20 protein-coding genes are annotated in these 26,703 nt (G+C 73.9%); 10 read left to right on the forward strand and 10 right to left on the reverse strand.

Going from position 1 to position 26,703, the window contains the following annotated elements; all coding sequences use genetic code 11:
• Positions 1-37: 37 nt before the first annotated feature.
• The 4 genes from bsh (at position 38) to NP048_RS01700 (ending at position 4,179) form a co-directional block, all read left to right on the forward strand.
• A complete protein-coding gene (bsh, locus tag NP048_RS01685) occupies positions 38-985 on the forward strand; it encodes a choloylglycine hydrolase (RefSeq protein WP_227577768.1) in 948 nt (315 codons plus the stop codon).
• A 167-nt stretch (positions 986-1,152) separates the two neighbouring features.
• Positions 1,153-2,067 (forward strand): CPBP family intramembrane glutamic endopeptidase, encoded by a 915-nt coding sequence (locus NP048_RS01690; RefSeq protein WP_227577769.1) that lies wholly within the window; start codon positions 1,153-1,155, stop codon positions 2,065-2,067.
• A gap of 136 nt (positions 2,068-2,203) precedes the next feature.
• Positions 2,204-3,496: a sensor histidine kinase gene (locus tag NP048_RS01695; protein ID WP_227577770.1), complete on the forward strand. Its 1,293-nt coding sequence runs from the start codon at positions 2,204-2,206 to the stop codon at positions 3,494-3,496.
• Entirely contained in the window at positions 3,493-4,179 is a 687-nt protein-coding gene (locus tag NP048_RS01700) for a response regulator (protein WP_227577771.1), read from the forward strand. The genes NP048_RS01695 and NP048_RS01700 overlap by 4 nt, the downstream gene beginning before the upstream one ends.
• Here the strand turns inward: NP048_RS01700 and NP048_RS01705 are convergent.
• Both NP048_RS01705 and NP048_RS01710 read right to left on the reverse strand, forming a co-directional pair.
• Positions 4,169-6,052 (reverse strand): heavy metal translocating P-type ATPase, encoded by a 1,884-nt coding sequence (locus NP048_RS01705; protein WP_227577772.1) that lies wholly within the window; start codon positions 6,050-6,052, stop codon positions 4,169-4,171. The two genes, NP048_RS01700 and NP048_RS01705, sit on opposite strands and share 11 nt — an antisense overlap.
• 120 nt (positions 6,053-6,172) lie before the next feature.
• The gene (locus tag NP048_RS01710; protein WP_227577773.1) at positions 6,173-7,171 is read right to left on the reverse strand and encodes an SMP-30/gluconolactonase/LRE family protein; all 999 of its coding nucleotides are present in this window, start codon (positions 7,169-7,171) and stop codon (positions 6,173-6,175) included.
• 243 nt (positions 7,172-7,414) lie between these two features.
• Between NP048_RS01710 and NP048_RS01715 the strand changes: the two genes are divergently transcribed.
• Entirely contained in the window at positions 7,415-8,962 is a 1,548-nt protein-coding gene (locus tag NP048_RS01715) for a CYTH and CHAD domain-containing protein (protein WP_227577774.1), read from the forward strand.
• 34 nt (positions 8,963-8,996) lie between these two features.
• Here the strand turns inward: NP048_RS01715 and NP048_RS01720 are convergent, their stop codons facing one another.
• Entirely contained in the window at positions 8,997-9,980 is a 984-nt protein-coding gene (locus tag NP048_RS01720) for an SMP-30/gluconolactonase/LRE family protein (RefSeq protein ID WP_227577775.1), read from the reverse strand.
• A 233-nt stretch (positions 9,981-10,213) separates the two neighbouring features.
• Between NP048_RS01720 and NP048_RS01725 the strand changes: the two genes are divergently transcribed.
• Entirely contained in the window at positions 10,214-11,479 is a 1,266-nt protein-coding gene (locus NP048_RS01725; RefSeq protein WP_227577776.1) for a hypothetical protein, read from the forward strand.
• Between the two features lie 45 nt (positions 11,480-11,524).
• On the opposite strand, the gene pabB is transcribed toward NP048_RS01725, so the two are convergent.
• Genes pabB through NP048_RS01740 form a run of 3 tightly spaced genes read right to left on the reverse strand, consistent with a single transcriptional unit; the run spans position 11,525 to position 18,461 of the window.
• Positions 11,525-13,774, reverse strand: coding sequence for an aminodeoxychorismate synthase component I (pabB, locus tag NP048_RS01730; RefSeq protein WP_227577777.1), 2,250 nt, complete (start codon positions 13,772-13,774; stop codon positions 11,525-11,527).
• On the reverse strand, positions 13,771-14,361 hold the full coding sequence (locus tag NP048_RS01735) for an anthranilate synthase component II (RefSeq protein WP_227577778.1): 591 nt from the start codon (positions 14,359-14,361) through the stop codon (positions 13,771-13,773). The genes pabB and NP048_RS01735 overlap by 4 nt, the downstream gene beginning before the upstream one ends.
• A 41-nt stretch (positions 14,362-14,402) precedes the next feature.
• Positions 14,403-18,461 (reverse strand): hybrid non-ribosomal peptide synthetase/SDR family oxidoreductase, encoded by a 4,059-nt coding sequence (locus tag NP048_RS01740; protein WP_227577779.1) that lies wholly within the window; start codon positions 18,459-18,461, stop codon positions 14,403-14,405.
• A 372-nt stretch (positions 18,462-18,833) separates the two neighbouring features.
• Between NP048_RS01740 and NP048_RS01745 the strand changes: the two genes are divergently transcribed.
• Both NP048_RS01745 and NP048_RS01750 read left to right on the forward strand, forming a co-directional pair.
• Positions 18,834-19,583, forward strand: coding sequence for an ABC transporter ATP-binding protein (locus tag NP048_RS01745; protein WP_227577780.1), 750 nt, complete (start codon positions 18,834-18,836; stop codon positions 19,581-19,583).
• A gap of 5 nt (positions 19,584-19,588) precedes the next feature.
• A complete protein-coding gene (locus tag NP048_RS01750) occupies positions 19,589-21,475 on the forward strand; it encodes an FtsX-like permease family protein (protein ID WP_227578238.1) in 1,887 nt (628 codons plus the stop codon).
• 106 nt (positions 21,476-21,581) lie between these two features.
• Here the strand turns inward: NP048_RS01750 and NP048_RS01755 are convergent, their stop codons facing one another.
• The 4 genes from NP048_RS01755 to NP048_RS01770 all read right to left on the reverse strand — a co-directional run bounded on the left by NP048_RS01755 (position 21,582) and on the right by NP048_RS01770 (position 24,621).
• Positions 21,582-22,880: a flavin-dependent oxidoreductase gene (locus NP048_RS01755; RefSeq protein ID WP_227577781.1), complete on the reverse strand. Its 1,299-nt coding sequence runs from the start codon at positions 22,878-22,880 to the stop codon at positions 21,582-21,584.
• 9 nt (positions 22,881-22,889) lie between these two features.
• Positions 22,890-23,330, reverse strand: a complete 441-nt coding sequence (locus tag NP048_RS01760; protein ID WP_256769403.1) for a DUF3237 domain-containing protein — start codon at positions 23,328-23,330, stop codon at positions 22,890-22,892.
• Positions 23,331-23,404: 74 nt separating this feature from the next.
• Entirely contained in the window at positions 23,405-23,947 is a 543-nt protein-coding gene (locus NP048_RS01765; RefSeq protein WP_227577783.1) for a hypothetical protein, read from the reverse strand.
• Complete coding sequence (locus NP048_RS01770; RefSeq protein ID WP_227577784.1) at positions 23,944-24,621, reverse strand: winged helix-turn-helix domain-containing protein; 678 nt, start codon at positions 24,619-24,621, stop codon at positions 23,944-23,946. The genes NP048_RS01765 and NP048_RS01770 overlap by 4 nt, the downstream gene beginning before the upstream one ends.
• A gap of 147 nt (positions 24,622-24,768) precedes the next feature.
• Between NP048_RS01770 and NP048_RS01775 the strand changes: the two genes are divergently transcribed.
• On the forward strand, positions 24,769-25,851 hold the full coding sequence (locus tag NP048_RS01775; protein WP_227578239.1) for a cupin domain-containing protein: 1,083 nt from the start codon (positions 24,769-24,771) through the stop codon (positions 25,849-25,851).
• Entirely contained in the window at positions 25,848-26,702 is an 855-nt protein-coding gene (locus tag NP048_RS01780) for a fumarylacetoacetate hydrolase family protein (RefSeq protein ID WP_227577785.1), read from the forward strand. The genes NP048_RS01775 and NP048_RS01780 overlap by 4 nt, the downstream gene beginning before the upstream one ends.
• The last annotated feature ends 1 nt before the right edge of the window (position 26,703 follow it).

The raw sequence follows: 26,703 nt of genomic DNA on the forward strand, positions 1-26,703 counted from the left end.
CCCCGGACGTGGGCGCCGGTCGACGACGGGGGGCACCATGTGCACAGGCATCAGGTTCACGGACGGTAACGGCAACCTCTACCTCGCACGGAACCTCGACTGGACCAGCGGGTACGGGGAACGGGTGGTGGTCACCCCCACGGGGTACAGCACGCGGTCACCGTTCGGGGCGGTGCCGAGCATCCGGCACGCGGTCATCGGCATGGGCATCGTCGAGGACGACACGCCGCTGTACTTCGACGCCGGCAACGACGCCGGGCTGGCCGTCGCAGGGCTGAACTTCCCCGGGTACGCGTCGTACGCCGCGGGGCCGGTGGACGGCAAGACCAACGTCGCCGCGTTCGAGTTCCCCCTGTGGGTGGCCTCGCAGTTCTCGAGCGTCGACGAGGTCGAGGCGGCGCTCGCGGACGTGGCGATCGTCGACAAGCCGATCAACGACAAGTACCCCAGCTCGCTGCTGCACTGGATCATCGGCGACGCGCAGCGCGCCATCGTGGTGGAGTACACGGCCGACGGCATGCACGTCTTCGACGACGACGTCGACGTGCTCGCCAACCAGCCGGGGTTCATGTGGCACCACGAGAACCTGCGCAACTACCTCAACACCTCGCCGGACTTCCCCGAGGTGTACGAGCTCGGCAGGGCGCGCCTCACCCCCTTCGGGTCCGGCTCGCACATGCGCGGGATCCCCGGCGACTACTACTCGCCGTCCCGGTTCGTCCGTGCGGCCTACGTCAACGAGCACTACCCGACCAAGACGAGCGAGGAGGAGAACGTCAGCCGCGCGTTCCACACGCTGCAGCAGGTCGCGATGGTGGACGGTTGCGCCGCCATGGGCTCGGGGGAGTTCGAGAAGACCATCTACACCGGGCTCTTCTCCTCCAGGACGACGACCTACTACTGGAACACCTACGACGACCCGGCCGTCCACAGCGTCGCGCTGGCGGACCACTCGCCCGGCGGGACGTGGCTCGTCGTCGTCTGAGTGGCGGTTGCATCCTTCGATGCAACCGCAGGCGTTCCACCGTCCGCCCGGCGCGGCACGGGGTGTCCGATTCCTAACGTCGAGTCATGCCACACCGGCTTCGACGAGAGGACACTCCGATGAGCACCGTCACGGAACCCGTAACCGCACCACCCAGGCGCGGAGGGGTGCTGGACCTCGTCCGGCGCTTCCCGCTCCTGTCGTTCGTCGTGCTGGCGATCGCCGGCAGCTGGATCGCGTGGATCCCGCTCGTCCTCGGGCCCTACGGGCTCGGCACCTGGGACATCCAGGTTCCCGGAGGGGACGGCGGCTGGCAGCTGTTCGTGATGCTGCCCGGTGCGTTCCTCGGACCGATCGGCGCCGCGTTCTTCGTCACCGCCGTCACCGAGGGTCGTTCCGGTGTGCGCGCCTGGGTGAAGCGGGTGACCAAGTGGAAGGTCAACTGGCGCTGGTACGTCGGCATCCTCGTCGGCACCCCCGCAGCCGTGCTGCTGTCGGCGCTGGTCATCACGGGTGGTGACGTGCAGGCACCGCCGATGGCGGCCCTCGTCGCGTACCTGCCCTACCTCGTCATGCAGGTCCTGACGACCGGGCTCGCCGAGGAGCCGGGCTGGCGCGACTTCGCGCTCCCCCGGGCGCAGCGCCGCTTCGGGGCGCTGCCTGCGGCCGTGGGCATCGGCGTCCTGTGGGGCGTCTGGCACCTGCCGCTCTTCGCGACCGGGTGGGGTCACTCGGACAGCTTCCACGTGTCCCGCGCCCTGGGCTTCATCCTCTTCTGCGTCCTGTTCAACGTCGTCATGACCTGGGTGTTCAACCGCACCGGGCAGAGCCTGCCGATGGCGATGCTCCTGCACGTCAGCATCAACACCTTCGCCAGCGTCCTCATCGGCGACATGTTCCCGGCCATCGGGGAGAACTTCGACATGATCCAGCGCACGCTGCTGCTGATGGCGGGCGTGGGAACGATCGTCACGCTGTTGGCCACCCGGGGAAAGCTGGGCTACCAGCCGGAGCCGGCCGCGGAGCCGACCACCCGCACCGTCGAGACCGCCCCGCCTCTCGAGCCGGCGCGTCTGCCCTGACGGCGGTGATCGAGCATCCCGCTCACAGCGGCCGCCGGGCGACCTACGTCGCCCGGTGGTCTGCTGCGTGCTGGCGGGCAGCACCCCGTCCACGACCGCGCCCCCCTGCCCGAGCCTGCGCGTCTATCGTGACGTCGTGATCGAGGATCCCGCTGCGCACCGCCGCCGGCCGACCGACGTGGTGCCGGTGGTGTGCTGGGTGCTGTCGCTCGCGCTGCTCTCGGCCTCCGTGGTCATCATCCAGGCCGACCCCCAGACCTCACACGGTGTCCCCGGCTTCGGCGACGCCGCCTGGTGGTGGGCGGTCGCCGTGCTCTCGCTCCAGGCGGTCGCGCTGGCGGGGTTGGGCCGGCACCCGCGGGCCGCGCTCCTCGCCGTCGCGGCCGGTGTACCCGCGATGTTCGTCGTGGGCGGGGACGCGATCGGTGTCGGGCTGGTGACGGTGATGGTCGCGACGTACCGGGCGGTGCTCGCTCGGCCCGCCCGGCGCCTGCTCGCGACCCTGCTGGGCGCCGCGGCGCTGGTCGCCGCCGGGGTGGCCGCCGCCACGGTCCGCAGTGGAGGAGAGGGCTGGGTCGTGGTCGTCGCCGGACTGCTGCAGGGCGTGGCGGCGGTCGGCCTGCCGTTCGTCCTCGGCAGCGTCGTCGCCGCCCGGCACGACGCGCTGACGGCCCTGGCCGCCACGGCCGACGCGCAGGACCGCGAGCGGGACGCCCTGGTGCAGGTGGCGGTCGAGCGCGAGCGGACCGCGATGGCGCGGGAGCTGCACGACATCGCGGCGCACCACCTCTCGGGGATCGCGGTGATGACGGGCGCGATCGGCCGGCAGATCGACGTGGACCCGGAGGGCGCCAAGGTCGCGGTGGCGCAGGTGCGCGAGCAGAGCACCGCGATGCTGCGGGACCTGCGCAACCTGGTCGTGCTGCTGCGCGACGTCGACGCACCCGTCGAGCCGGGCGGTCCCGTGCGGATGGAGACCCTGGCGGGGATCGACGACCTCGTCGCCGGCGCGCAGGCGGCCGGCCTGCCGGTGTCGCTCACGACGGCGGGGCCCGTGGGGGAGCTCGCCGCGTCCGGTGCCGTCGGTCCGCTGGCCCAGCTCGCGGCGTACCGCGTCGTGCAGGAGGCGCTCGCCAACGCCGCCCGCCACGCGCCCGGGGCGCGGTGCGAGGTGCGGCTCGACGCGAGCGACGAGGGCCGCGTGGACGTCGTGGTCCGCAACGGCCGGCCCGCTGCGGGGCAGGGCCCGGCGCACCACGACCCCGGCTACGGTCTGGTCGGGATGCAGGAGCGTGCCGAGCTCACGGGTGCGACCCTGCGGTTCGGGGCCACCCTCGAGGGCGGGTGGCAGGTCACGCTGTCGGTCCCCACGGCCGTCGCCACGGCCGTGCCCGACGAGCCGACGACGAGCGAGGAGGAGGGCCGATGAGCCAGGACGCCGGTGGCAGCCTGCGGGTGGTCGTCGCGGACGACCAGATGCTGGTCCGCATGGGGCTGTCCACGATGCTCGCGACGGAGCCCGGCATCGAGGTCGTCGGGCAGGCCGCCGACGGTGCGACAGCCGTCGAGCTCGCCCGGGAGCTGCGGCCCGACGTGGTCTGCATGGACATCCGCATGCCCGGCACCGACGGCATCACCGCGACGCGCCAGCTGTGCGGCCCGGACGTCGAGGACCCGATCCCGGTGCTGGTGCTGACGACCTTCGACGTCGACGAGTACCTGTTCGGTGCGCTGGAGGCCGGTGCGTCGGGCTTCCTGCTGAAGGACGCCGAGCCCGCGACCCTGGTCGAGGCCGTCCGCTCGGTGGCCGCCGGGCACGGCATGCTCGCCAACGAGCTGACCCGGCGGGTCCTGCGCGAGGTCGTCACGCGCCGCCGGACGCAGCCCGTGACGGCGGCGCGCGCCACCGAGCTGCTGTCGCCGCGCGAGCTCGACATCGTCCTGCTGCTCGCGCAGGGCATGTCCAACGAGGACATCGCGCGCGAGCTCTTCCTCGAGGTGTCGACCGTGAAGTCGCACCTGGCCCGCGTGATGCCCAAGCTCGGCGTGAAGTCGCGGCTGCAGGCCGTGGTGTGGGCGTACCAGAACGGGATCGTCGACGTTACCGGGTGAGTGCGGGGTCGGCGCCCGCACCCGTCAGCTCGGCGGCCATCCGCACGCCCTCCGCGCGCTCGGACCGGCTGGGGCGTACCGCCAGCAGCGCCCACAGGATCGTGGCGAGGTCCACGGCCTCCTGCAGCCACGCACCGGCGAGGGCGGGCAGCCCGCCCGTCGCGGCGAGGACCATGAGGCCGACGGACAGCGTGATGCCGATGCCGATCGCCTGCCAGGCGACGCGCATGGTGCGCCGGCCGATGTGCACGGCCTGCGCCGCACGGGCCAGGTCGTCGACCGTGATGACCACGTCGGCGGACTCGCTGGCGGCGCTCGCGCCGCGCGCGCCCATCGCGATGCCGACGTCGGCGGCCGCCAGCACGGGGGCGTCGTTCACGCCGTCGCCGACCATCATCACCGGACGGGGTCGCGCCGTGCGGATCGCCTCCACCTTGTCCTGCGGGAGCAGGTCGGCGCGGACGTCGTCGATGCCGGCCTGGTCGGCGATGTGGCGCGCGACGTGCTCGCCGTCGCCCGTGAGCATGATCGTGGTGCGGATGCCCGCCCGGCGCAGGGACGCCATCGTCGCGCGCGTCTCCGCGCGCAGCTCGTCGGCCAGCGCCAGGTACCCCGCGTAGTGCCCGTCGACGGCGACGTGCACGCCGGTCACCCCGGCGGGGCGCGGTGGCGTGGCACCGGTCTCGCGCGCGACGTAGCGGGCGCTGCCCACCACGACGACCTGACCGTCCACCGTCCCGCGCACGCCGTGGGCGGGCACCTCCTCGACGTCGTCGGCGGCCGGCACCGGGTGCCCGTCCTGCCGTGCGCGGTCGACGACCGCGTCGGCCAGCGGGTGGCTCGAGTACTGCTCCACGGCGGCCGCGAGCCGCAGCAGCCGGTCGGTGTCCATGCCCTCGGCGTGGATCTGCGTGACCCGCGGCTGCCCGTACGTGAGCGTGCCGGTCTTGTCGAAGGCCGCCGTGCGCGCGCGGGCCAGCTGCTCGAGGGTGCCGCTGCTCTTGACGATGATCCCCGCACGCGCGGCGCGTGACATGCCGCCCATGAACGCCACGGGTGCGGCGATGATCAGCGGGCACGGCGTCGCCACGACGAGCACCTCGGCCAGCCGCGTGGGGTCGCCGGACACGAGCCACGCCCCGACGGCCAGCGCGAGCGCGCCCAGCGTGAACGGCACCGCGACCCGGTCGGCCAGGCGGACGAACGGCGCCTTGGAGTCCTGCGCCTCGCGCACCAGCTCGATGATGCGCTGGTACTGGGACTGGGCCGCGGCGGCGGTCGCCCGCACCTCGATCGCGTCGCCGCCGTTGACCGACCCGGACAGCAGCCCGTCGCCGCGCGCGTGCTCGACGGGCAGGGACTCGCCGGTCAGCGACGACTCGTCCAGGGTGGCGCCGTCGGACTCCAGCACGCCGTCGACCGGCACCACCTCGAACGGCCGGACCACGAGCAGGTCGCCGACGGCCACCCGCTCGACGGGCACGTCCACGGGCTGCCCGGCGCCGTCGCGCAGGTGCGCCGTGCGCGGGGCGTTCTCCAGCAGCCCGGTCAGCTCCCGTCGGGCGCGTCCGGCCGCATAGTCCTCGAGCGCCTCACCGCCGGACAGCATCAGGCACACGACCAGCGCCGCCCAGTACTCGCCGACCGCGACCGTCGCGACGATCGCCGTCGCGGCGAGCAGGTCGACCCCGTAGCTCCCGGCCCGCAGGTCGGCCACCATCCCGCGCACCTGGCGCACCACGACGACGGCCGCGAAGGCGGACACCACCCAGCGGGCCGCCGTCCCGTGCCCGCTCAGCTCCAGCACACCACCGACGAGCGCGACGGCGAGCGTCGCGAGCACGACCGGGTAGGCGAGCAGGCGCAAGCGCATACCTCACTGATACGTCATTCCCGCCGTCCTGTACACGAAGGAAAGGCGTTCCTGACCGGATCGGACGTCGGGCGGACGGTCCCCTCGGGCGGGCGACCGGGGCCGCCCGCCCGTCGCGCGTCAGGGGACGGCGATCCGCGTCACCGTGAACGGCCCCGGCGTCCCCCCACCGCCGAACCGGACCTCGAACTGGCTGTTGACCGCGAGCAGGCTGCGCCCGGCGCGGGCGATCGTCGTCGGGTCGTCGAAGGTGGGGTCCGTCGTGCGTGAGACGACGGTCCCGGAGGCGAGGTCCCGGTCCAGCCTCACCTTGACGACGGACTGCGGCGGACCGGCGGTCCACTCGGCCGCGAGCAGCGTGCGGCCGTCCAGCAGCAGGCCGTCGCCGGCCACCGAGGCGCCGCCGAGGTCGATCCGCGCGACGCTGCCGTCCTTCAGCCCGACGCGGAAGAGCTCGCCCGTCCGGGGCTTCGAGACCACTGCGTACCGTCCGTCGCGCGAGATGACGATCCCGTTGGCGTTGATGTCCTGGTCGTACGTGAAGTCGGTGCCCTCGAACGACACGACGGGCTCCAGCAGCTCGGTGCCGCTCGTCCTGCGCTCGCGGGCGTCGATCCTGTACAGCACCGGGCGTGCCGAGTCCGTGACGTAGACGTCGCCGCGCGGGCCGATGGCGATGTCGTTGAGGAAGGCCGGGGTGCCGTCCTGCACGACCTGCCAGGACCCCGTGAGCTCGCGGGTCCGCAGGTCGTAGGCCCAGACGAGCCCCGTGGGGCCGCCCGCGACGAAGAGCGTGCGGCCGTCGACCTTCAGCCCGGCCGCCACCACGCGGCCGTCCTGCCCGCCCGGCAGGAACGGTGTGGCGGTCGGCTCGTCGAGGTCGCCGCGGTAGATCGTCCCGTCGGTCGTGCTGCTGACGTAGAACTCGTCGCCCCGGGCGGCGATGCCCTCGGGGTAGATGTCGTCGGCGGCGGGGCCGACGGGGTCGAGCAGGTACGTCGTCGGCCGGTCGGGACGGTGCCGCTCGTGCCCCTGTGCGTCGTGAGCAGCGGCCGGGCCGGCGGTGACGAGCGTCAGGGCGACGACGGTGGCGAGGGTGGTCGTGAGGCTGGAGCGCATCGGTGTACCCCTTCGGCGGGGGCGTCCGTCCCAGCGGGCGCGGGCCCCCGCCGACACCCCTGGGTGCACCGTGACGATCGGGACGAACCGGCGCCGAGCCCACTGTAGGGACGGCGTCCGTTCGCGTGCCAGCGCTCGGCGAGGGGCCGCTCAGCCCGTGCGGCCAGTCGGACCACGCCGGCGACCCCGCGTCGAGCGCGCGTTCCCCGAGCCGCCGCGGCGGTTCTCCGGTATGACGGGGACATGCCCGAGGTGAGGCTCTCCGTCGATGACGGCCACGACCTGCCGAGCCTCGCCGTGCTCGCCGCGTCTCCGGACGACTCCCTGCCGCTGATCAGCGGCGAGCCGGAGCAGCACGTGCTGCGCACCACGTACGTCGACACGGCGGACCTGCTCCTCGCCCGGCACGGGATCACCCTGCGTCGACGCGTCGGGGGAGGAGGCGGCGGCTGGTACCTGCAGGTCGCGGGTGGTGCGCCCGGGCCTGGCGGGGTCCGTCTGCCGCCCGGGCGGGCCGGGAGCGCCGTGCCCGACGAGCTGCAGCGGCTGGTGCGGGCCCGCACCGGGGGCCGGCCACTCGCCGCGGTCGCCAGGGTCATGACCGGGCGCACCGTCCACCGGGTGTTCGACGCGACGGACCGGGAGGTCCTCGAGCTGGTGGACGACCGCGTCAGTGCCCGTCGGATCCTGCCGGTCGACGGCTCCGGTGAGGCCGCGGGCGCCGAGGTGACGTGGCGCGAGGTCACGGTCAGGGCGCCGGACGGGGCTGACGAGCGACTGGCCGCTGTCGCCGGTGCGCTGGGCGAGGGTGGTCCGACCGAGGAGCCGACGACCACCTCCGAGCTCGCCCGCGTCCTGGACCTCGGGACACCCGCGGAGCAGGACGGACGCCCGCCGCGCAGCAGCCCGACCAGGAAGCCCTCGACGAGCAGCGTGGTCGTGGCCTACCTGGCGGAGCAGCTCGAGCAGATCCGGTCCCAGGACCTCCTGGTCCGGCTGGGTGCGCCCGGGAGCGTCCACCGGATGCGCGTGGCGACCCGGAGGTCGCGCAGCGCCCTGGCCACGTTCCGCGCGGCGTTCGACCCGGACGTGGTCGGGCCGTTGCGGGGCGAGCTGCGGTGGCTGGCGGGGGTCCTGGGCGACGTCCGCGATGCCGAGGTCGTGAGCGACCGGGTGAGCGAGGCCCTCGTGGCGGGGTCGGCGGACACCGCGATCGGACCCGGTCCGGCCGAGACGGATGCGCGGTCCGCCCATGCCGCAGCCCGGACGGCGATGCTGGGGGCGCTCGAGGGCGACCGGTACGACCGCGTGCTCGACACCCTCGGGGAGCTCGTGGCCGCTCCACCCACGACGGAGCGGGGTGACCGGCCGGCGGGCAAGGCGCTGCGGCGCGGGATCGCGACCGAGTACGCCGACGTGCGTCGGCTCATGAAGCGCGCGATGGCGACGGCGGAGCCGGAGGAGCGCGCTCGTCTGCTCCACGACGCCCGCAAGGCCGCGAAGCGCACGCGGTACGCGGCCGAGCTCGCCGGGGACGTCCTCGGTGCCGAGGCCGTCGCCTTCGCTGCGGCGATGGAGAGCATGCAGGAGGCGCTGGGGGAGTACCAGGACACGGTCGTGCTGCGAGCCCACCTGCGGGAGCGGGCCGAGGCGACGACCGACCCGGCCGCCGCGTTCACCTACGGTCGCATGCACGCCCTGGAAGAGGTCCGGGCGCGGGAGGTGGAGGGTCGGTTGCCGTCCGTCTGGGCCGCGGCCAGCCGGAAGCGGCTGCGCCGCTGGCTGCGCTGAGCAGCACCGCCGCTCGCCGGGTGCTCACGGAGGCTCAGGGGACCGGGATGCGGGACACCGTGAACGGCTCCGGCGTCCCGCCGGCCGACCGCGTCTCGAACTGGCTGTTCACCACGAGCAGGTCGCGCCCGGCGCGGGCGATGGTCGTCGGGTCGTCGAACGACGGGTCGGTCGTGCGCGACACGACGGTCCCGGACCGGAGGTCCCGGTCGAGGCGCACGGTCACGACCGACTGCGGGTCGGCCGTCCACTCGGACGCGAGCAGCCGGTTGCCGTCGAGCAGCAGCCCGTCGCCCGCGACGGACCCGCCGCGCAGGTCGATCAGCTCGACGCTCCCGTCGGTCAGCCCGACGCGGAAGAGCTGCCCGGTGCGGGTCTTCGCGACGACCGCGGTCCGCCCGTCGCGCGAGACCACGAGGCCGTTGGCGTTGACGTCCTGGTCGTACGTGAAGTCGGTGCCCTCGAACGACACGACCGGCTCCAGCAGCTCCGTGCCCGTCGTCGTGCGCTCGCGGGCGGCGATCCGGTAGAGCACCGGGCGCATGGAGTCGGTGACGTACACGTCACCGCGCGGGCTGACGGCGAGGTCGTTGACGAACGTCGGCGTGCCGTCCTGCACGACCTGCCACGACCCGGTCAGCTCGCGCGTCCGCAGGTCGTACGCCCACACGCGGCCGGTGGCGCCCCCGGCGACGAGCAGCGTCCGGCCGTCGACCTTCAGCCCGACGGCCATCGCGCGCCCGTCCTGCCCACCGGGCAGGAACGGCGTGGCGGTCGGGTCGTCGAGGTTGCCCCGGTAGATGGTCCCGTCGGTCGTGCTGCTGACGTAGAAGTCGTCGCCGCGCGTGGCGATGCCCTCGGGGTAGACGTCGTCCGCGGCGGGGCCGACGGGGTCGAGCAGGTACGTCGTGGGCCGCTCGGAGCCGTGCCCGTGCGGGCCGTGCGCGGACGCCGGGACGGCGGTCACGAGCGTGAGTGCCGCGACGGTGGCGAGGGCGGTCGTGAGTCTGGATCGCATCGGTGTACCCCTTCGACGGGGGCGTGGCGACTCCCCGGGCGCGGGCCCCCACCGACGCCGGGAGTGCACCGTGAGGATCGGGACGAAACCGGCGCGGCCACCACTGTAGGGACGCCACCGCCGAGCCGGGTAGTGCCGGCCCGAACCGCCTCCGGCAGCGACGACCGGGCGCTAACCTGTGCGTCCCGCCGCCAGACGTGCGCGAGCCCGTCGTCGCAGAGAGCACCGGTGCCATGTCGCACGACGGATCGACCACCTCCGGCCGGCGCCTGCGGAGGCCCTCGGCGTCGGCAGCCGGGACCGCGGCACTGCTGGCACTCGCGGGCGTCGTCCTCGGGCTCGCGGGCGTCGTGGGGCTCCTCACCCTCGCCGGACGCGGTGGCGTCGCGGCGGTCGCCACGACCGTCCTCCTGCTGGGCCTCGCGCCGGCCCTCGCGTCGCTGAGCCTCGTCGTCCTGGCGCGCGACGTGGGCCTGGTCGCCGCGCGCGGAGCCCTGCAGGCGGCGGTGGCCTCGACGGCCGCGTGGACGCTCGCCGCGCTCGCCGCGCTGTCCTGGGCGGTCGCCTTCGACCAGACGGACGCCGGTGCCGCGTCGACCCCGTTCGCCGAGGCCTTCCTGCCCCTGCTCGGGGCGGCGGTCGCCACGGGCGCCGTCGCGCTGCTGCCGCTGATGTCGGACGTGCTGCGCTCGGTGCGCCCCGCCGTGGCGCGGCGGGCGGCGGTCGCGGCCCTGGCGGTCGGCGGGGCGGTGGTGGCGGGCGCCGCCGCGCTGGCACCCGGCAGCGTCCTGGCCTGCGCGACCGTGCTGCTCCTCGCGTGCGGCCGGACGTGGCTGCGCGAGCGGCAGCTCGCGGCCCTCGTCGACTCCGTCCACCTCTCGGTGCCCTCGGCCCCCACGCTCCCTGTGGGCGTCGCGTCGCGGCCCGACCCCACCGTGGTCCCGCACCGGCGGCTCGTCGTCGTGCTGGCCGCCGTGAGCGGTGCCCTGACCCTGCCGGCGGCGCTCTACGCCCTCGCCGCCCCGGATCCGGCGGACCCGGCGTGGTTGCCGGCCGCCCTCGCGGGGCTGCCGGCCATGAACGCCGGACTCGCGGTCGGGGCCCTGACCGCTCTGCCGCTGGTGGTGGCCGCCGGGCTCGCCGCGACGCGCTGGTGGGGGCGCCGCGCGCTCGTCATGACGGTGATGGTGGCCCTCGCGCTCGTCGTCCGGGGCGTGGCCGCCGCGATGGGACCGGAGGGCGAGGCCCCCTCCGCCCTGCTGTTCTCCGCGGCGCTGCTCGCCGGCGTCGCCGGTGCGGTGCCGCTGGTCGGTCGCCTGCCGGGACCCGCCGTCGCCAGGTGGGCGCTCGTCGTGGTCGTCGGTGCGGCAGTCGGGTGGCTCGTCGCGCTGCCCATGCTGGCCGTGCTGCCGCTGGCCGCGCCGCTGGTGGCGGTGGTCCTCATCGTGCTCGTGACCCGTCGGCCCCGCGGCGTCGCCCTCGCCCCCGCGCCGTCCTGACGCCCCGCGCCGTCCTGACGCCCCGGTCGTCGCCCCGCCGCGCGCTCAGCCGCCCAGCACCGCCCTGGTGAGCTCCTCGGCCAGCGTCGGGTCCGCGTCGAGCGCCGTGCCGTCGAGGCTCACCGCCGGGACGACGCCCATGAGCGCGTTCATCACGAGCACCTGGTCGGCAGCCAGCAGGTCCTCGACCGTCTGACGGGCGTCCTCGACGACGAACCCCCGGTCCGCCAGGACGCGCCGGACGTGCTCGGCGGTCGTGCCGCGCAGCGCGTGCTCGGACGTCGCGAACCGCACCGTGCCGCCGTGCACCGCGCAGAGCGTCCCCGAGCTGGTCTCGGACACCGTGCCGTCGGCGTTGAGCACCACCGCCTCGTCGGCGTCGTGGCGGTCCGCCCACTGCCCGGCGAGCCGGTAGTACAGGTGGTTCAGGGTCTTGTGGTCGGCGAGGTGCGTGTGCCGGGCGTGCGGGTACGTCCGCAGACGCAGGCCGCCGTAGCGCGTCAGGGCGGAGCGCGGGGCGTAGGGCTTGGCGGACGCGAACAGCGTCCGCGCCGGTGGCGTGCCGGGCGCGTTGCCCGCGGCGGCGACGAGCTTGACCACGGCGGTCGTGGCCCCGAGCCCGTTGCGCTCGACGAGCCGGGCGATCACGTCCGCCCACGTCACGTCCGGCGGCGTCCCGCCGAACAGCTCACGCCACGCGCGCTCGAAGCGTGCGACGTGCGCGTGCAGCAGCACCGGCCGCCCCGCCTCGACGCGCAGCGTCTCGAAGAACCCGAAGCCGTACGCCAGGCCCTCGCTGTCGACCGGCACGGTCGCGGCCGAGCGCGGCAGGAACGCGCCGTCCTGCCAGACGGTCGGCTCGTCGCGCTCCGCTCCGCCGGCGTGCAGGGCGTCCATGAGCGTGCGCCCCTTGTGCAGCGTCTCCTCGAACTCGCTCACTGCGTCGGAGTCGATGACGATGCCGCCGCCGACGGAGAACACGGCCCTGTCGCCGGTGAACGTCGCGGTGCGGATCGCGATCGACAGGTCCATCGCGCCGTCGAACCCCAGGTAGCCGATGCTGCCCGTGTACACGTGCCGACGCACGGGCTCGAGCTCGTCGATGACCTCCATCGCCCGGATCTTGGGGCACCCGGTGATCGACCCGCCGGGGAAGGTGGCGCGCAGCAGGTCGACGGCGTCCGTCCCGGGGTCGAGCTCGCCGGTCACCGTCGAGACGAGGTGGTGGACGTTGCGGTAGGTCTCGAGGCGCTTGTGCTCGGCCACGCGCACCGAGCCCGGGCGGCAGACCTTGCCGATGTCGTTGCGGAGCAGGTCGACGATCATCGACAGCTCCGCGTCCTCCTTCGGGCTCTCCCGCAGCTCGGCCCGCAGCAGGTCGTCCTCCGCGGGGGTCGCGCCGCGCGGCCGGGTCCCCTTGATGGGGCGCGTCTCCACCGTGCCGTCCCGCAGCCGCAGGAACCGCTCCGGGGAGGTCGAGACGACCTGGTGGTCCCCCGCGTCGACGTACGCGAAGAACGGCGCCGGGTTGGCCGCGAACATCGTCGCGAAGCGGTCGAACGGGTCGGCCGTGAACGGTGCCTGGAAGCGCTGCGACATGTTCACCTGGTAGACGTCGCCCTCGACGATGTAGGCGCGGATCGCCTCGACGGCGGCGAGGTACTCGCTCCGGGTGAAGACCGACGTGCCCGGCCCCGCCGGTTGCGGCGCGGGCGCGGGACCCGGGGCCGGTGCGTGCAACGCCGCCGTGAACCGTCCCACCCGTCGTGCGACGGCAGCGTCGTCGTCGTCCTGCAGGCGCATCACCAGGAGCGTCGTCGTCGCCGTGACCCGGTCGTGGACCAGCAGGACCGTGGGCGCCACGAGGTGCATCAGCGGCAGCCCCAGGTCGTCGACGCTGGTCCGCGGCAGGTCCTCCAGGCAGTCCTTCAGGTCGTACGCGAGGTAGCCCAGGAGCCCGCCGGTCAGCGGCAGCGAGTCGTCCGCGGGCAGGGTGACGTGCCGCAGCACGCGCTGCAGCGCGGCGAAGGGGTCCTCGTCCAGGTCGACCCGCCGGTCGCCGTCGACGAGGGTGGTCCGCGCGCGGTGCCCGCGCAGCGTCAGCCACGGGTCCACCCCCAGGACGTGGTGCCGTGCGCTGTCCAGGTCGCCACCGCTGAGCAGCGCGACCGTTCCCGGCAGGTGCGCGAAGCGGCGCACCACGTCGACGAACGGCTCGTCCAGCTCGACGGTCTCGCGGTGGACCCCCGTCAGCGTGCGGATCGCGGACAGCGGCCGCTCGGTCACGGCGCTCATGGGAGGGATCCTGCCAGCGGACCGGTCCGCAGGAAGTTCTCGATCAGCGTGAACCCGTGCTCGGTGAGGAAGCTCTCGGGGTGGAACTGGACGCCGGACAGCGGGTGTCGCACGTGCTGCACCCCCATGGCGACGCCGTCCTCCGAGCGCGCGTTGACCCGCAGCTCGTCGGCGAAGCCCGTGGTGGCCAGCGAGTGGTACCGCGCGACGGTGAGCGCCTCGGGGACCCCCGCGAACAGCCCCGTGCCGTCGTGGTGCACACGGCTCGTCTTGCCGTGCATCGGCACCGGGGCGTGCACGGTGCTGCCGCCCAGCGCCTCGACGATGCACTGCATGCCCAGGCACACCCCGAGGATCGGGACCTGGTCGTGGAGCCGGCGCACGAGGTCGGTGGAGATCCCGGCGTCCCGCGGGGCCCGGGGGCCCGGGCTCACGAGGACGTAGTCGGGGGCCTCCTGCGCGACGTCCTGCACCGAGAGCGCGTCCGCGCGGAACACCGCGACGTCCAGGTCGTACCTGCGGAACATCTGGACGAGGTTGAACGTGAACGAGTCGTAGTTGTCGATGACGACGAGCCGGGCACTCATGGGCGGGACCGATCCTTCCTGGACGAGCGGTCTCGGGGGCGCTACAGGGTGGTGAAGCCGCCGTCGACGGGCAGGTACGTGCCCGTCATGAAGCGCGACAGGTCGCTCGCGAGGAAGACGACGGCACCGGCCATGTCCTCCGGCAGGCCGTTGCGACGCATCGGGGAACGGGCGGCGACCGACTCCTTGACGTGCGGGGCCATCGGCATGGCGGCGTCCGTCAGCGTCAGCCCGGGCGCCACCGTGTTCGCGCGGACGCCGTGCTGCCCGAGCTCGGTGGCGAGCGAGCGGATGAACGCGTCGACCGCGGCCTTGGCGGTGCTCTGCGCGAGGAACCCCTCGGTGCTGCGCTTCGACAGGGTGCTCGACACGGCGATGATGCTGCCCTCGCCCCGGCGGATCATCTCGGGGGCGACCGCCTGGCACGGGTGGAAGACGGCCTTGAGCTCGTCGCCGACCTTCCGCTCGAGGTCGTCCCAGTCGTACCCGAGGAACGGCGCGTGACGGAAGTGCATGTGCGCGTTCGTCACCAGGACGTCGATGCGTTCGAACCGCTCCTGGACCGCCGCGACCATCTCGGCGACGTCGTCCGCGCGGGTCACGTCCGCCCCGAAGACCTCGGCCGTCCCGCCGTCCGCCTCGATCAGGTCCTTGACGTGCCGCGCCTGCACCTCGCTGTCCCGGTAGTTGATGGCGACCGTCGCGCCCTGCTCGGCGAGCAGGAGGGCCGTCGCGAGCCCGATCCCGCGGCTGCCGCCGGTGACCAGCACGACCTTGTCGTGGAGCAGGCCGGAACCCTCCGCACGGGTCTGCGGGACCCGAGCCGCACGGCGCGAGGACGACGTCCCGTGCTCGCCGGCGGGCAGGCGCGCGATCTCACGGTCGATCGCCGCCGCCAGGGTGTCCAGTCGCGGCGCGTCGAAGAGCTCCGAGAGTCCGAGCGCCACACCGAACGAGTCCTTCGTCCGGGCCAGGACCCGCATCGCCGCGAGCGAGTGCCCGCCGATCTCGAAGAAGTGCGTCCGCCGGCCGATGCGCGCGGCCGGGACGTTGACGACGAGCCCCCAGATGTCGGCGAGCGTGCGCTCGGTCGCGGTGGCCGGGGCCTCGTACGCGTCGCTCTGCTGCAGCTCGCCCTGCGTCTCGCGCAGGGCGCGGCGGTTCAGCTTGCCGTTGGGCAGCTGCGGCATGGCCTCGAGCAGGACGAACGCGTCGGGCACCATGAAGTCGGGGAGCCGGTCCTGCAGGTACGCGCGCAGCGACGCGACGTCGACCGCACGACCCGGGTGGCTCGTGAAGAACGCGACCAGCCGGTCACCCCGGCCCACGACGGCGCGGGCCCGGATGCCGTCGAAGCCGCTCATCACCTCCTCGACGTGGCGCACGTCGAGGCGCGAGCCGCGGACCTTGATCTGGAAGTCCCAGCGGCCGATGAAGTCGAGCGTCCCGTCGGGCAGGTACCGCACGACGTCGCCGGTGTTGTACAGGCGGTCGCTGGGCGCGGTGCCGAAGGGGTTCGGCACGAACCGCTCGGCGGTGAGCGAGTCGAGGCGGTGGTAGCCGTCGGGCAGGCCGACGGTGGCGACGTGCAGCTCCCCGGGGACGCCGTCGGGCACGAGGCGGCCGTGGCGGTCGAGCACGTAGACCTTGGTGTTGGCGACCGGGGTGCCGATCGGCACGAACTCGGACTGCCCGTCGAAGCCCGCCGTGTCGTGGTACGTCACGTCGTTGAGCTCGGTGCAGCCGTAGTTGTTGAGCAGCCGCGCCCCGGGGACGACCTCGCGGAAGCCCAGCACCTGCGCGCGGGGCAGCGGCTCGCCGGCGGTGACGACGACCCGGAGCGCCGGCAGCCGCTTGCCGCTGGACACCAGGTGCTCGATCACCGCCGCCAGGTGCGACGGGACGATGTTGAGACGGCTGACGTGGTGCTCCGCGAGCGCGTCGACGAACGCGGCGGTGTCGCGGACGGTCGCGTCGGGCAGGACGACCTGCGGGCAGCCGTTGAGCAGGCCCGCGAACAGCTCCTTGACCCCGACCGCGAACGCGAAGGTGGTCTTCTGTCCCACGACCTCACCGGTCTGGAACGGCAGGCTCGCCTCGAGCGCGCCGAGCCAGTTGACGAGCTGGCGGTGCGGGACGCGGACGCCCTTGGGCGTGCCGGTCGACCCCGACGTGTACATCACGTACGCGACCGCGTCGGGCCGCCCGGGCTGCGGGCGCCACGCCCCCGGGGCGTCCGGCGGGACGTCGTCGAGCCGGTCCAGCAGCACGCAACGGGCGTCGTCGACCCCCAGCACCGCCTGGCGCGGGGTGTCGCACACGACGGCGCCGGGGCTCGCGTCGTCGAGGATCTGCTGCAGGTACGCCGCGGGGTACGACGGGTCGAGCGGCACGTACGCCGCCCCCGCCTTCCAGACGCCCAGCAGCGTGGCGATGAGCTCGCCGCCACGGGGCAGGCACACGGCCACGAGCTCGCCCGGCCCGGTGCCGCGCGCGGCGAGCGCGTGGGCCACCCGGTCGGCGTGGCGGGCGACCTGCCCGTAGCTCCACGCGCCGTGCTCGTCCCGGCACGCGACCGAGTCCGGGGTCCGCTCGGCCTGCGCGTCGAAGCGCTCGACGAAGGTCCAGGCGGGCGCAGGGGTCACCGGTGCCTGGTCGGAGCGCGCCAGGAGCTCCGCGACGTCCGAGCCGCGCAGCAGCGGCAGCTCCAGCACCCGGCGGTCCGCGTCGGCGAGCATGCCCTCCAGCACGCACTGGTGGTGGGCGAGCAGGCGCTCGACCGCGCCCCGGTCGTACAGGTCCGAGGCGTAGACCACCTCGACCGCGAGCCCGTCCGCGCCGCCGGTGTACGACAGCTCGATCTCGCAGCGCGCGGGCACGTGCTCCTGCGCGAGCAGCCGCAGCACGTCCTCGTCCGTCTCGTCCGGCTCGGGGAAGGGGCGGAACGTGACGCCACCCGGCAGGGGCGTGTCCAGCGACGTCTCCGGGAAGTTCTGGTGCCGCATCACGATGGGGACCAGCGGGTTCTCGCTGCCGCGACGCGCCACGTCCGTCGTCTGCAGGATCCGCTCGAAGGGCACCGGGTGCTCGAACGCACCGAGCACCTGCGCCCGCACGGCCTCGAGCAGGGCGGTGACGGTGCTCTCCTCGTCGATGCGCAGCCGCATGGGCAGGATGTTGACGAAGAAGCCGATCAGCGGCTCGAGCTCGACCGCCGGCCGGTCGGACGTCGTGGTGCCGACGCACAGGTCGTCCTTGTCCGTGTAGCGGCTGAGCGTCACGCCGAGCGCGGCGAGGAGGGTCATGAACATCGTGCAGCCGTGCGACCGCGAGAAGCGCTCGAGCGCCTGGGACAGCTCGGGGGAGTAGCGGTGCACGAAGGTCCCGCTCGTCGTGCCGGACCGCAGCTGCCGCGCGTGCACGGTCGGCAGCTCCAGGCTGTCCTCGTAGCCCTCGAGCGTCTCGCGCCAGTACTCGACGTCGTCGGTCAGGTCGGCGGTGCGCTGCTCGCGCGCGAAGTCCTGGTACTGCACCGTCAGCGGGGGCAGGTCCGGCTCCTGCCCGCGGCAGAACGCCGCGTAGGCGCTCTGGAGCTCACCCAGCAGGACGGCCTTGAGCGACCAGGCGTCCGCGGCGATGTGGTGCACGTTCAGCAGCAGCAGGTGCCGGTCGTCCGCCAGCCGCAGCAGCCGGGCGACGTACACCGGGCCGCGCTCGAGGTCGAAGCGGTGCTCGAGGAGCTCGTCGAGGTGCTTGAGCATCCCCTCGCGGTCGACCGCCACGACCGGCAGGTGCACGCGTCCCGGCGGCGTGACCAGCTGCCGGGGCTCGCCCGTGGCCGTCTCGCCGTACGAGGTCCGCAGGATCTCGTGGCGCGCGACGATGACGTCGACGCTCCGCTCGAGCGCGGACACGTCGAGGTCGCCCCGCACGAGCAGCACCAGGGGCAGGTTGTAGCTCGTGGTCAGCGGGCTGCGTCGGTGGTGGACCCACAGGCGCTCCTGGAACCACGACAGCGGACTGCCGTCGCCCCCCGACCGGGGGACCGCCACGACGTCAGCCGTCGACACCGCGGCGCGCACGCTCTCGTCAACGGCCATGCGTGTCTCCCCTGTACCCCCGTAGCGCGCTCCGCGCCGCTCTGCGAACCCCCCCACCCCTGGGTGCCCGCCAGAGCCGGCGAGCGCGTGACACCGCCGCGGTTCACGGAGGTGCGGCGGTCACTGTAGCGCTTTGGGGCGATTCGTCCCCGATCGTGTTGGGGACCGGACTGTGTCACGGGACTGCTTGACCATAGGCCAGGTCGGTGACGGGGTCAGCGCGAGGGCCTCGGGACGTCGCCCCGCGGGTCTCCGGCGGCCCTTGCATCGAAGGATGGAACCCTGCCGGGCCGTCCTTTGGAGGCTCGATGGGCACCCCGTCCGGTACCTAGGTTCGAGAGTGACAAGACCACTCGACCTCCGGAGCACATCATGGCCACGCTGACCACGGCCGAGGCGACGAGCACAGCCGTCCGCCTCGTCGACATCCACAAGACCTACCCGGCACGCGAGCCCGTCCACGCGCTGCGCGGGGTGTCCCTCGACCTGCACGCCGGTTCCGTGACCGCGATCGTCGGGCAGTCCGGCTCGGGCAAGTCCACCCTCCTGAACTGCGCGGCGGGGCTCGACACGCCCAGCCGTGGGTCCGTCGTCGTCGGCGGTCACGACCTGACGACGCTGCGACCCGACGACCTGACGCGGTTCCGCCGTGAGCACGTGGGCTTCGTCTTCCAGGCGTACAACCTCATCGGGCACCTGACGGCGCGCGAGAACGTGCGCCTGCCGCTCGTGCTCGCGGGCCGGAAGGTGGACGCGGCGTGGGAGTCGGCGCTGCTGGAGTTCCTCGGCGTGCCGGAGCTCATGGACCGCCTGCCGGGTGAGCTGTCCGGCGGTCAGGCGCAGCGCGTCGCGATCGCCCGTGCCCTCATCACCCGCCCGGCGGTCGTCTTCGCGGACGAGCCCACGGGCGCCCTGGACTCCAAGACCGGCGCCGCGGTGCTCCAGGTGCTGCGCGACACGGCCCGCGAGCTCCGGCAGACGGTCGTCGTCGTGACGCACGACGCGCAGGTCGCCGCAGCCGCCGAGCGGGTCGTCGTCCTGGCGGACGGGCTGATCGTCGACCGGCTCGAGGGCCCCACGGCCGAGCAGGTCACCGCCAGCCTCCTCACGAAGGGTCGGTGAGCACGATGTGGCAGCTCGCCTCCACGGGCGTCCGCGCCCACCGCGGTGCCTTCGCCGGCACCGCCGTCGTCCTCGCCGTCGCAGCGGCGGTCCTCGCGATCACGGGTGTCCTCTTCGAGTCCGGTACGCGCCTGCAGTCCGGCGGTGACTCCGCCTCCGGGAGCCTGCTCGTCTCCCTCGCGTCCTCCTACGCCGGCACGCTGATCGTCGTCGTCGTGATGGTCGTCGCGGCGACCGTCAGCCTCGCGCTGCGCAGCCGCCGCCGGGAGTTCGCGCTGCTGCGCGCCGTCGGTGCGACGCCGTCGCAGGTGCGGCGCACCGTCACCCTCGAGGTGGGTGTGGTCTCGCTCGTCGCCGCTCCCCTCGGGGCGATCGCGGGCCTGTTCGGTGCCCGCCTGCTCGACCCCGTGCTCGTGAGCAGCGGGATGGTCGCACCGGACTTCACGTCGGCGCTCTCGCCGCTGCCTGTCCTGGCCGCCGTCGCGCTGATCGTGGTCACCGCGGTGCCCGTGGGCCGGCTCGGGGCCCGGGAGGCCGCCCGCACCGACCCCACCGCGGCGTTGCAGCAGAGCGCTGTCGAGGACCGGCAGGTCGGGATCGGCCGGCGGCTGACGGCCCTGGCGATGACCCTCGGCGGTCTGGCCATGGCCTTCTCGACCCTGTTCATTCCCGGCACCATGGGGGCCGCGATGGCGTCGCTGTCGGCGTTCCTGCTGGTCGGCGCCGCGGCGCTCGCCGGGCCTGTGCTCGTCGGCTGGATCTTCGACCGGGTGGCGCGGATGCACCCGTCGGGTGGCCGTCCTGCCACGATGCTCGCGGTCCGCAACGTGCGCGGCTTCTCCCGTCGGCTGACCACGGTCGTCGTGCCGCTGGCCCTGGTCGTCGCCGCGGCGACCGTCCAGACGAGCGTCAACCGCGCGATCTCGGAGGGCGCCGAGCAGCAGTTCGTCGCCGCGGTCGAGGCCGACCTCGTCGTGACGCCGACCGAGGGTGCGTCGCCGGACCTGCCTGCGCAGGTCGCCGCGGTGCCGGGCGTCGCGTCGACCGTGCCGCTCGCGTCGGTCCCGGGCGAGATGCGCACCGACGCCGAGAGTGGGGCCATGGGGTGGGAGGCGACCGCGCTGCGCGTCCTGCCCCTCGGCACCGCCGCGGTCGACCCCGACGTCGTCAAGGGCTCGCTCGACGGCATCGACGCCCCCGACACCGTGGCGGTCAGCACCGACACCGCGTTCATGTCCGGTGCCGGCGTGGGCGAGACGCTCACGCTCCGCCTCGGCGAGGACGTCGTCGACGCGACCGTCGTCGCGGTGTACTCGCGGGGCATGGGCGTCGGGGCCATCATCACCGGCCCGGCGACCGCCGAGGCCCACGGCCTGCCCGTGGTGCCCGACACGCTGCTGGTCGACCTCGCCGACGGCGCGGACACGGCGGGCGCCACCGCGGCGATCACCGCCCTGGGTGCGACCGCGGCCGACCCCGAGACCCACATCGCCACGGCCATGCAGTCGGCCGGCGGCGAGAACGACATCGGCGTCGCCCTGCTCCTGCTGCTGCTCGGCGTCGTGGCGGTCGGTGCGGCGAGCACGCTGGCCATGACCACGATGGCGCGTCGCGACGAGCTCGCGCTGCTGCACCGCACCGGGACCACACGCCGCCAGCTCATGGGGATGACCACCGTCGAGGCGGCGGTCACCGGGGTCACGGCCTGGGTGCTGGGCACCGTGGCGGTGGTGCCGGCGGTGATCGGCGTCAGCGCCGGTGTGCTCGACGGGCCGCCGGTGGTGGACCTGCTGTCCTACGGCATCGTCAGTGGGGCCGTCGTCGTGTTCGCGCTCGTCGCGACCGCGCTGGCCGCCCGGCGCACGACGAAGCTGGCGACAGCCGTCGCGTAGCAGGGCAGGAATGCCGGTCGTGGTCACGGACGTGACCACGACCGGCATCCTGCTGCGCCGACGTGTCAGCGGTCGTGGCGAAACCGACCACGCCCGCAGCGTGAGCTCATCGGCCGGTGACGGTCACGGGGGCCTGGGCGCCCGACGGGATCGTCGGCTCCGCCGTGTTCAGCTGCTCGACCGCGAAGCCCGCAGCGGCCTTGTACCCGGCCATGAACGCGGACCGCTCGGGCTCCGGGACGACGTCCTCGATGTCGTCGAAGTCCCCGCCGCACCGCTCGTCGACGAGGTCGAGGAGCCCGAACGGCCCGGCCCCGCGGTTGCGCAGGACCAGCTGGGAGATCGGGCCGCACAGCTGCGCGTCGAACGCGGCGAGCGCGTCCGTCGTCACGCCGTGCCGCAGCATCGCGGCGCCCAGGTGGCGGGCGTCCATGATCGCCTGGCTCGCGCCGTTGGAGCCCGTCGGGTACATCGCGTGCGCGGCGTCCCCGACGAGCAGGACCGGGCCGTCCTGCCAGGTGGGGACGGGGTCGCGGTCGATCATCGGGTTCTCGTACACGACCTCGGCCCGCCGCAGCAGGTCGGGCACGTCCAGCCAGTCGTACGTCCAGTCGTCGAAGTGGTGCGCGAACTCCTCGATGCCGACCTGCCGGAACCAGCCGCTGCGCTGCCAGGCGGTGTCGTCGACCGTGAGCTCGGCGATCCAGTTGACGGTCGCCAGGCCGGTGACGGGGTCCGCGGGGGAGATGGGGTAGACGACGACGCGGTGCCGCGCGGAACCGAGGCCCACGAACGACGAGCCGGTGCGCACGGGCACGGCCTGCGTGGTGCCGCGCCACATCATCGTGCCGCCCCAGTGGATGGGCGGCTGGGCGGGGTGCATCTGCGCGCGGACGGCCGAGTGGATGCCGTCGGCCCCGATGAGGACCGCCCCGTCCTCGCGCCACACGGTCCCGTCGGGGTGCTGCCCGGTCGCGGTGACCGAGCCGTCGGCGTTCTTCTCGTACCCGGTCACCCGGTGACCCAGCCGGATCGCGTCGAGGCCGGCGCGGTCCTGCAGCGTCTGCGCGAGCAGCAGCTGCAGCCGGCCGCGGTGCAGCGCGTACTGCGGCCAGCGGTACCCGGCGTCCAGGCCGCGCGGCTCGCTGTAGATGTCGTGGCCGTTGCGCCCGACCAGCGCCCACTCGCGCGCGGCCACGCCGATCGTGTCGAGCACGTCGGGGCCGATGCCGAGGTCGTCGAGCTCGCGCACGGCGTTGGGCTGCAGGTTGATCCCCACGCCCAGCGGCGCGAGCTCGCGCGCGCCCTCGAGCACCGTGAACGGCACGCCGATCTGGTGCAGCGTCAGCGCGACGGCGAGCCCGCCGATCCCGCCACCGGCGACGAGCACCCGTGGTTCAGCCATGTCCGGTCCTCATCCCACGCTGTAGAGGTCGATCTGCACGCTGTTCGCGTCGCGCGCGCCCGTGCCGACGAACACCATCCGGTTGAGCCACCGGTAGTCCGGGTGCCCGCTCTCGAGCCGGGCGGTCGAGCGCATGAAGTACGACTCCGGCGGCGTCGGCGCACCGGACGCGAGCTGCCGCATCACGTCCGCCGGGCCGTGCCGGTAGCCCTTGTTGACGACCTCGACCAGCGCCCCGTCGGGCGTCTCGAAGGCGTACCGCGCGTCGAGCTCGGCCACGCCGTCGTGCGCGACGGACTGCCAGTCGGCGCCGAGGTTCATGATCGTCCCGCTGACACGACCGGTCACGCGGCCGCCCACGATGGGGATGATCCGGCGCTCGCCGAACCGGCCGAGGCCGAGGTCCATGATCGGCGCCAGCTCGACCTCGAGCGTGCAGAACGGCTCCACTTTCGGTGGCTGCAGTGCCAGCAAGTGTCCTCCCGGACGTCGAATGCACGCACCCTACCGGGGGGACGCGGGCGTCACCGCACGTCGAGCACGTCCGCGGCGAGGGCCTCCAGGTACTCCACCGGCGGTCGCTCGACGGGGTAGGTGTCCCCGAACACGTCCTCGGTGATCGCCACGGCCTGCGCCGGGGTGCTGACGCCCAGACGTCGGAAGAGGAGTGCCAGGTCCGGCACGTCCCGTTCGCGCCCGGCCAGCATCTTCATGGCGAGCAGGTGCCGTTCGGAGGAGACGAGGACGTGCAGACCGGGGACGACCAGCTCCGTCACGCCGGTGTCGAGCGCGCTCGGGACGAGCCTGGTGACCCGGTCGTTCAGCCAGTCGACGGGCAGGCCGTGCCGGGTGGCCACGTCCCGGACCGCCGCCTCGAGCTGCCCCCGGTCGGAGCGGAACACGGCGTCGATGTCGCGGGTGGTGGTCCGACCGTCGAACAGCAGCGACATCGCCGCGCCGCCCGCGACGTAGACCGTCGCCGTCCAGCCGCGCACGTGCAGGTACGCGCCGACCTCGGTCAGCAGCTGCTGGATGTCCTCGCGGGAGAGCGCCGGGTCGGGTGTCATGCGCCGGTGAAGTTGCGGGCGTCGAACCAGATGCCGAGGCGGGACAGCTCGGGTGGGGTGCGCTGCATCGCGAGGACGGCGCGGGCACCGCGGCCGCCGGGCCACCACCACGCGGGCAGCGGGTCGCGCTCGGTCCACGACGGGGCCGAGCGGTCGATGAGGCGCAGCCGGTACCGGACGGCGCCGGCGAGCAGCGCGTCCCAGCGGTCGTCCCCGATGGGTTCCGGCGCTGCGAGCATGACGTCGAGACCGTCGAGCGCCGCGACCAGCGGGATCTGGTTGACGGCGTCGCACAGCATCCGGTTGGCCCAGACGCTGTCGTCGTCGGCGAGGGCGTCACGAACGCGTTCGGCGACCTCGGGCATCGTCGACCACCACCGGACGCCACGGTCGCGCTCGGCCTCGATGGTCGCCTCGGCGGCGAAGGCGTCACGGACGGCAGCCATGAACGGGTCGGCGTAGTCGGCGCTCAGCAGGTGGCGTCTGCCGCGTGGCGTCGTCCGCACCAGCCCGGCGTCGACGAGCCGGGCGACCTCTCGTGCCACCGACGACGGGGGATGGCCCGTACTCCGAGCGAGGTCGGCGGCCGTCCGGGTGTTGTCGGCCGACAGCACGAGGTCGCGCAGGACGTCGCGCTGGACCTCCGTGCGGAACAGGGCTGTGGCACCGGACATGCTGCCCATCCTATCTCCCGGATTCTGAGACATGCAGGAGTGGGCATCGAGAGGTGATGGCTGCCCTTCCTCCCGACACCCGGTGCCTCTATCGTTGGCACACCAACGACTGGCGACGACGCCACCGAGGAGGCCACCGTGCACCAGATGGACGGCACCGCCGACACCCCGGAGCTGAAGCAGCTCTACGCGGACTTCGAGGCCGAGAGCCTGGCCCCCCTGTGGACGCAGCGCGACGACCTCATGCCGATGTCGCCCTCGCCGAAGGCCGTCCCGTTCGTGTGGCGCTGGAAGGCGCTCCTGGACATCGCGCAGCGCTCCGGCGAGCTCGTGCCTGTCGGCCGCGGCGGCGAGCGTCGCGCGATGGGCCTGGCGAACCCCGGCCTGCCCGGCACCGCCTACGCCACGCCCACGCTGTGGTGCGCGATCCAGTACCTCGGCGGCCACGAGACCGCCCCCGAGCACCGGCACAGCCAGAACGCGTTCCGGTTCGTCGTCGAGGGCGAGGGCGTGTGGACCGTCGTCAACGGCGACCCCGTCGCCATGCGCCGCGGCGACCTGCTGCTGACCCCCGGCTGGAACTTCCACGGCCACCACAACGACACCGACCAGCCGATGGCCTGGATCGACGGCCTCGACGTCCCGTTCTCGCACTACGCCGACGTGGGCTTCTTCGAGTTCGGCTCCGAGCGCGTCACGGACGAGGCGTCACCGGACGTCTCGCGGTCCGAGCGGCTGTGGGCGCACCCCGGCCTGCGGCCCCTGTCCGGGCTGCAGGACCAGAGCAGCTCACCGCTCTCCGCGTACCGGTGGGAGCACACCGACCGCGCGCTGACCGAGCAGCTCAGGCTCGAGGACGAGGGTCACCCGGCGACCGTCGAGCAGGGCCACGCCGCGATCCGCTACACCAACCCCACGACCGGCGGGGACGTCATGCCGACCCTGCGCTGCGAGTTCCACCGGCTGCGCGCCGGGGCGCAGACGCCGGTGCGCCACGAGGTCGGGTCCTCGGTGTGGCAGGTGTTCGAGGGCGAGGGCACGGTCGTGCTCGGCGGCACCGAGCACCGCGTCGAGACCGGCGACCTGTTCGCCGTCCCTTCCTGGGTGCCGTGGTCTCTGCACGCCGACAGCCAGTTCGACCTCTTCCGGTTCTCCGACGGGCCGATCATCGACCGGCTGCAGTTCACGCGCACCTACGTCCCCGGGCAGCGCAACGAGGACCTCGCGTGAGGCTGGGCACGCTGCGCCTCGCCGCCCCCGGCGAGGCGCCGATGGCGACCGTCGCCGTGCGGGTCGACGACGACGCGGCCGTCGAGCTGCCCGGGGTGGCCGACGTCGGCGCGCTGCTGGCAGGCGCCGACTGGCGCGAGCGTGCCGCGGCCGCCGACGGACGACGGCACGCGCTCGCGGACCTCGAGCCCCGGGCCTGGGCGCCGCCCGTGCTGCGGCCGTCGAAGATCGTGTGCGTCGGGCTCAACTACCGCAACCACATCCTCGAGATGGGCCGCGACCTGCCGTCGTACCCGACGCTGTTCGCGAAGTACCCCGAGGCGCTCGTCGGACCGTACGACCCGATCGTGCTGCCCGCGCACGCCGCCGACGCGGTCGACTGGGAGGGCGAGGTCGCCGTCGTCGTCGGCAGCACGGCCCGCCGCCTCGACGAGGCCGGCGCGCGCGACGCGATCGCCGGGTACGCGGTGCTCAACGACGTCACCATGCGCGACTACCAGTACCGCACCGCGCAGTGGCTGCAGGGCAAGACGTTCGAGGCGACGACGCCGTTCGGCCCCTGGCTCACGGTGGCCGGGGCCGGGCCGCTGACGGGCGACCTGCGGACCGTCGTCGACGACGAGCAGGTGCAGCACACGGCTGTCGACGACATGGTCTTCGGACCGGCCGCGCTCGTCGCGTACGTCTCCCAGATCGTCACCCTGCACCCGGGCGATGTCATCGCGACCGGGACGCCAGGCGGCGTCGGGCACGCCCGCACACCACCGCGCTACCTGCGGCCGGGGCAGGTGCTCACGACATCGGTGAGCGGGCTCGGCGAGCTCCGCAACGACGTCGTCGCGGAGGCCTGAC

The organism is Cellulomonas xiejunii, from assembly GCF_024508315.1.
Lineage (GTDB): Bacteria > Actinomycetota > Actinomycetes > Actinomycetales > Cellulomonadaceae > Cellulomonas > Cellulomonas xiejunii.

Excerpts from the sequence above, each read along its gene's own strand:
- NP048_RS01755 (WP_227577781.1), bottom strand. The coding sequence starts at position 22,880 with ATGGCTGAACCACGGGTGCTCGTCGCCGGTGGCGGGATCGGCGGGCTC.
- NP048_RS01720 (WP_227577775.1), bottom strand. The coding sequence starts at position 9,980 with ATGCGATCCAGACTCACGACCGCCCTCGCCACCGTCGCGGCACTCACG.
- NP048_RS01705 (WP_227577772.1), bottom strand. The coding sequence starts at position 6,052 with ATGCGCTTGCGCCTGCTCGCCTACCCGGTCGTGCTCGCGACGCTCGCC.
- pabB (WP_227577777.1), bottom strand. The coding sequence starts at position 13,774 with ATGAGCGCCGTGACCGAGCGGCCGCTGTCCGCGATCCGCACGCTGACG.
- NP048_RS01750 (WP_227578238.1), top strand. The coding sequence starts at position 19,589 with ATGTGGCAGCTCGCCTCCACGGGCGTCCGCGCCCACCGCGGTGCCTTC.
- NP048_RS01710 (WP_227577773.1), bottom strand. The coding sequence starts at position 7,171 with ATGCGCTCCAGCCTCACGACCACCCTCGCCACCGTCGTCGCCCTGACG.
- NP048_RS01700 (WP_227577771.1), top strand. The coding sequence starts at position 3,493 with ATGAGCCAGGACGCCGGTGGCAGCCTGCGGGTGGTCGTCGCGGACGAC.
- NP048_RS01735 (WP_227577778.1), bottom strand. The coding sequence starts at position 14,361 with ATGAGTGCCCGGCTCGTCGTCATCGACAACTACGACTCGTTCACGTTC.
- NP048_RS01775 (WP_227578239.1), top strand. The coding sequence starts at position 24,769 with ATGGACGGCACCGCCGACACCCCGGAGCTGAAGCAGCTCTACGCGGAC.
- NP048_RS01725 (WP_227577776.1), top strand. The coding sequence starts at position 10,214 with ATGTCGCACGACGGATCGACCACCTCCGGCCGGCGCCTGCGGAGGCCC.
- NP048_RS01740 (WP_227577779.1), bottom strand. The coding sequence starts at position 18,461 with ATGGCCGTTGACGAGAGCGTGCGCGCCGCGGTGTCGACGGCTGACGTC.
- NP048_RS01765 (WP_227577783.1), bottom strand. The coding sequence starts at position 23,947 with ATGACACCCGACCCGGCGCTCTCCCGCGAGGACATCCAGCAGCTGCTG.
- NP048_RS01715 (WP_227577774.1), top strand. The coding sequence starts at position 7,415 with ATGCCCGAGGTGAGGCTCTCCGTCGATGACGGCCACGACCTGCCGAGC.
- bsh (WP_227577768.1), top strand. The coding sequence starts at position 38 with ATGTGCACAGGCATCAGGTTCACGGACGGTAACGGCAACCTCTACCTC.
- NP048_RS01745 (WP_227577780.1), top strand. The coding sequence starts at position 18,834 with ATGGCCACGCTGACCACGGCCGAGGCGACGAGCACAGCCGTCCGCCTC.
- NP048_RS01770 (WP_227577784.1), bottom strand. The coding sequence starts at position 24,621 with ATGTCCGGTGCCACAGCCCTGTTCCGCACGGAGGTCCAGCGCGACGTC.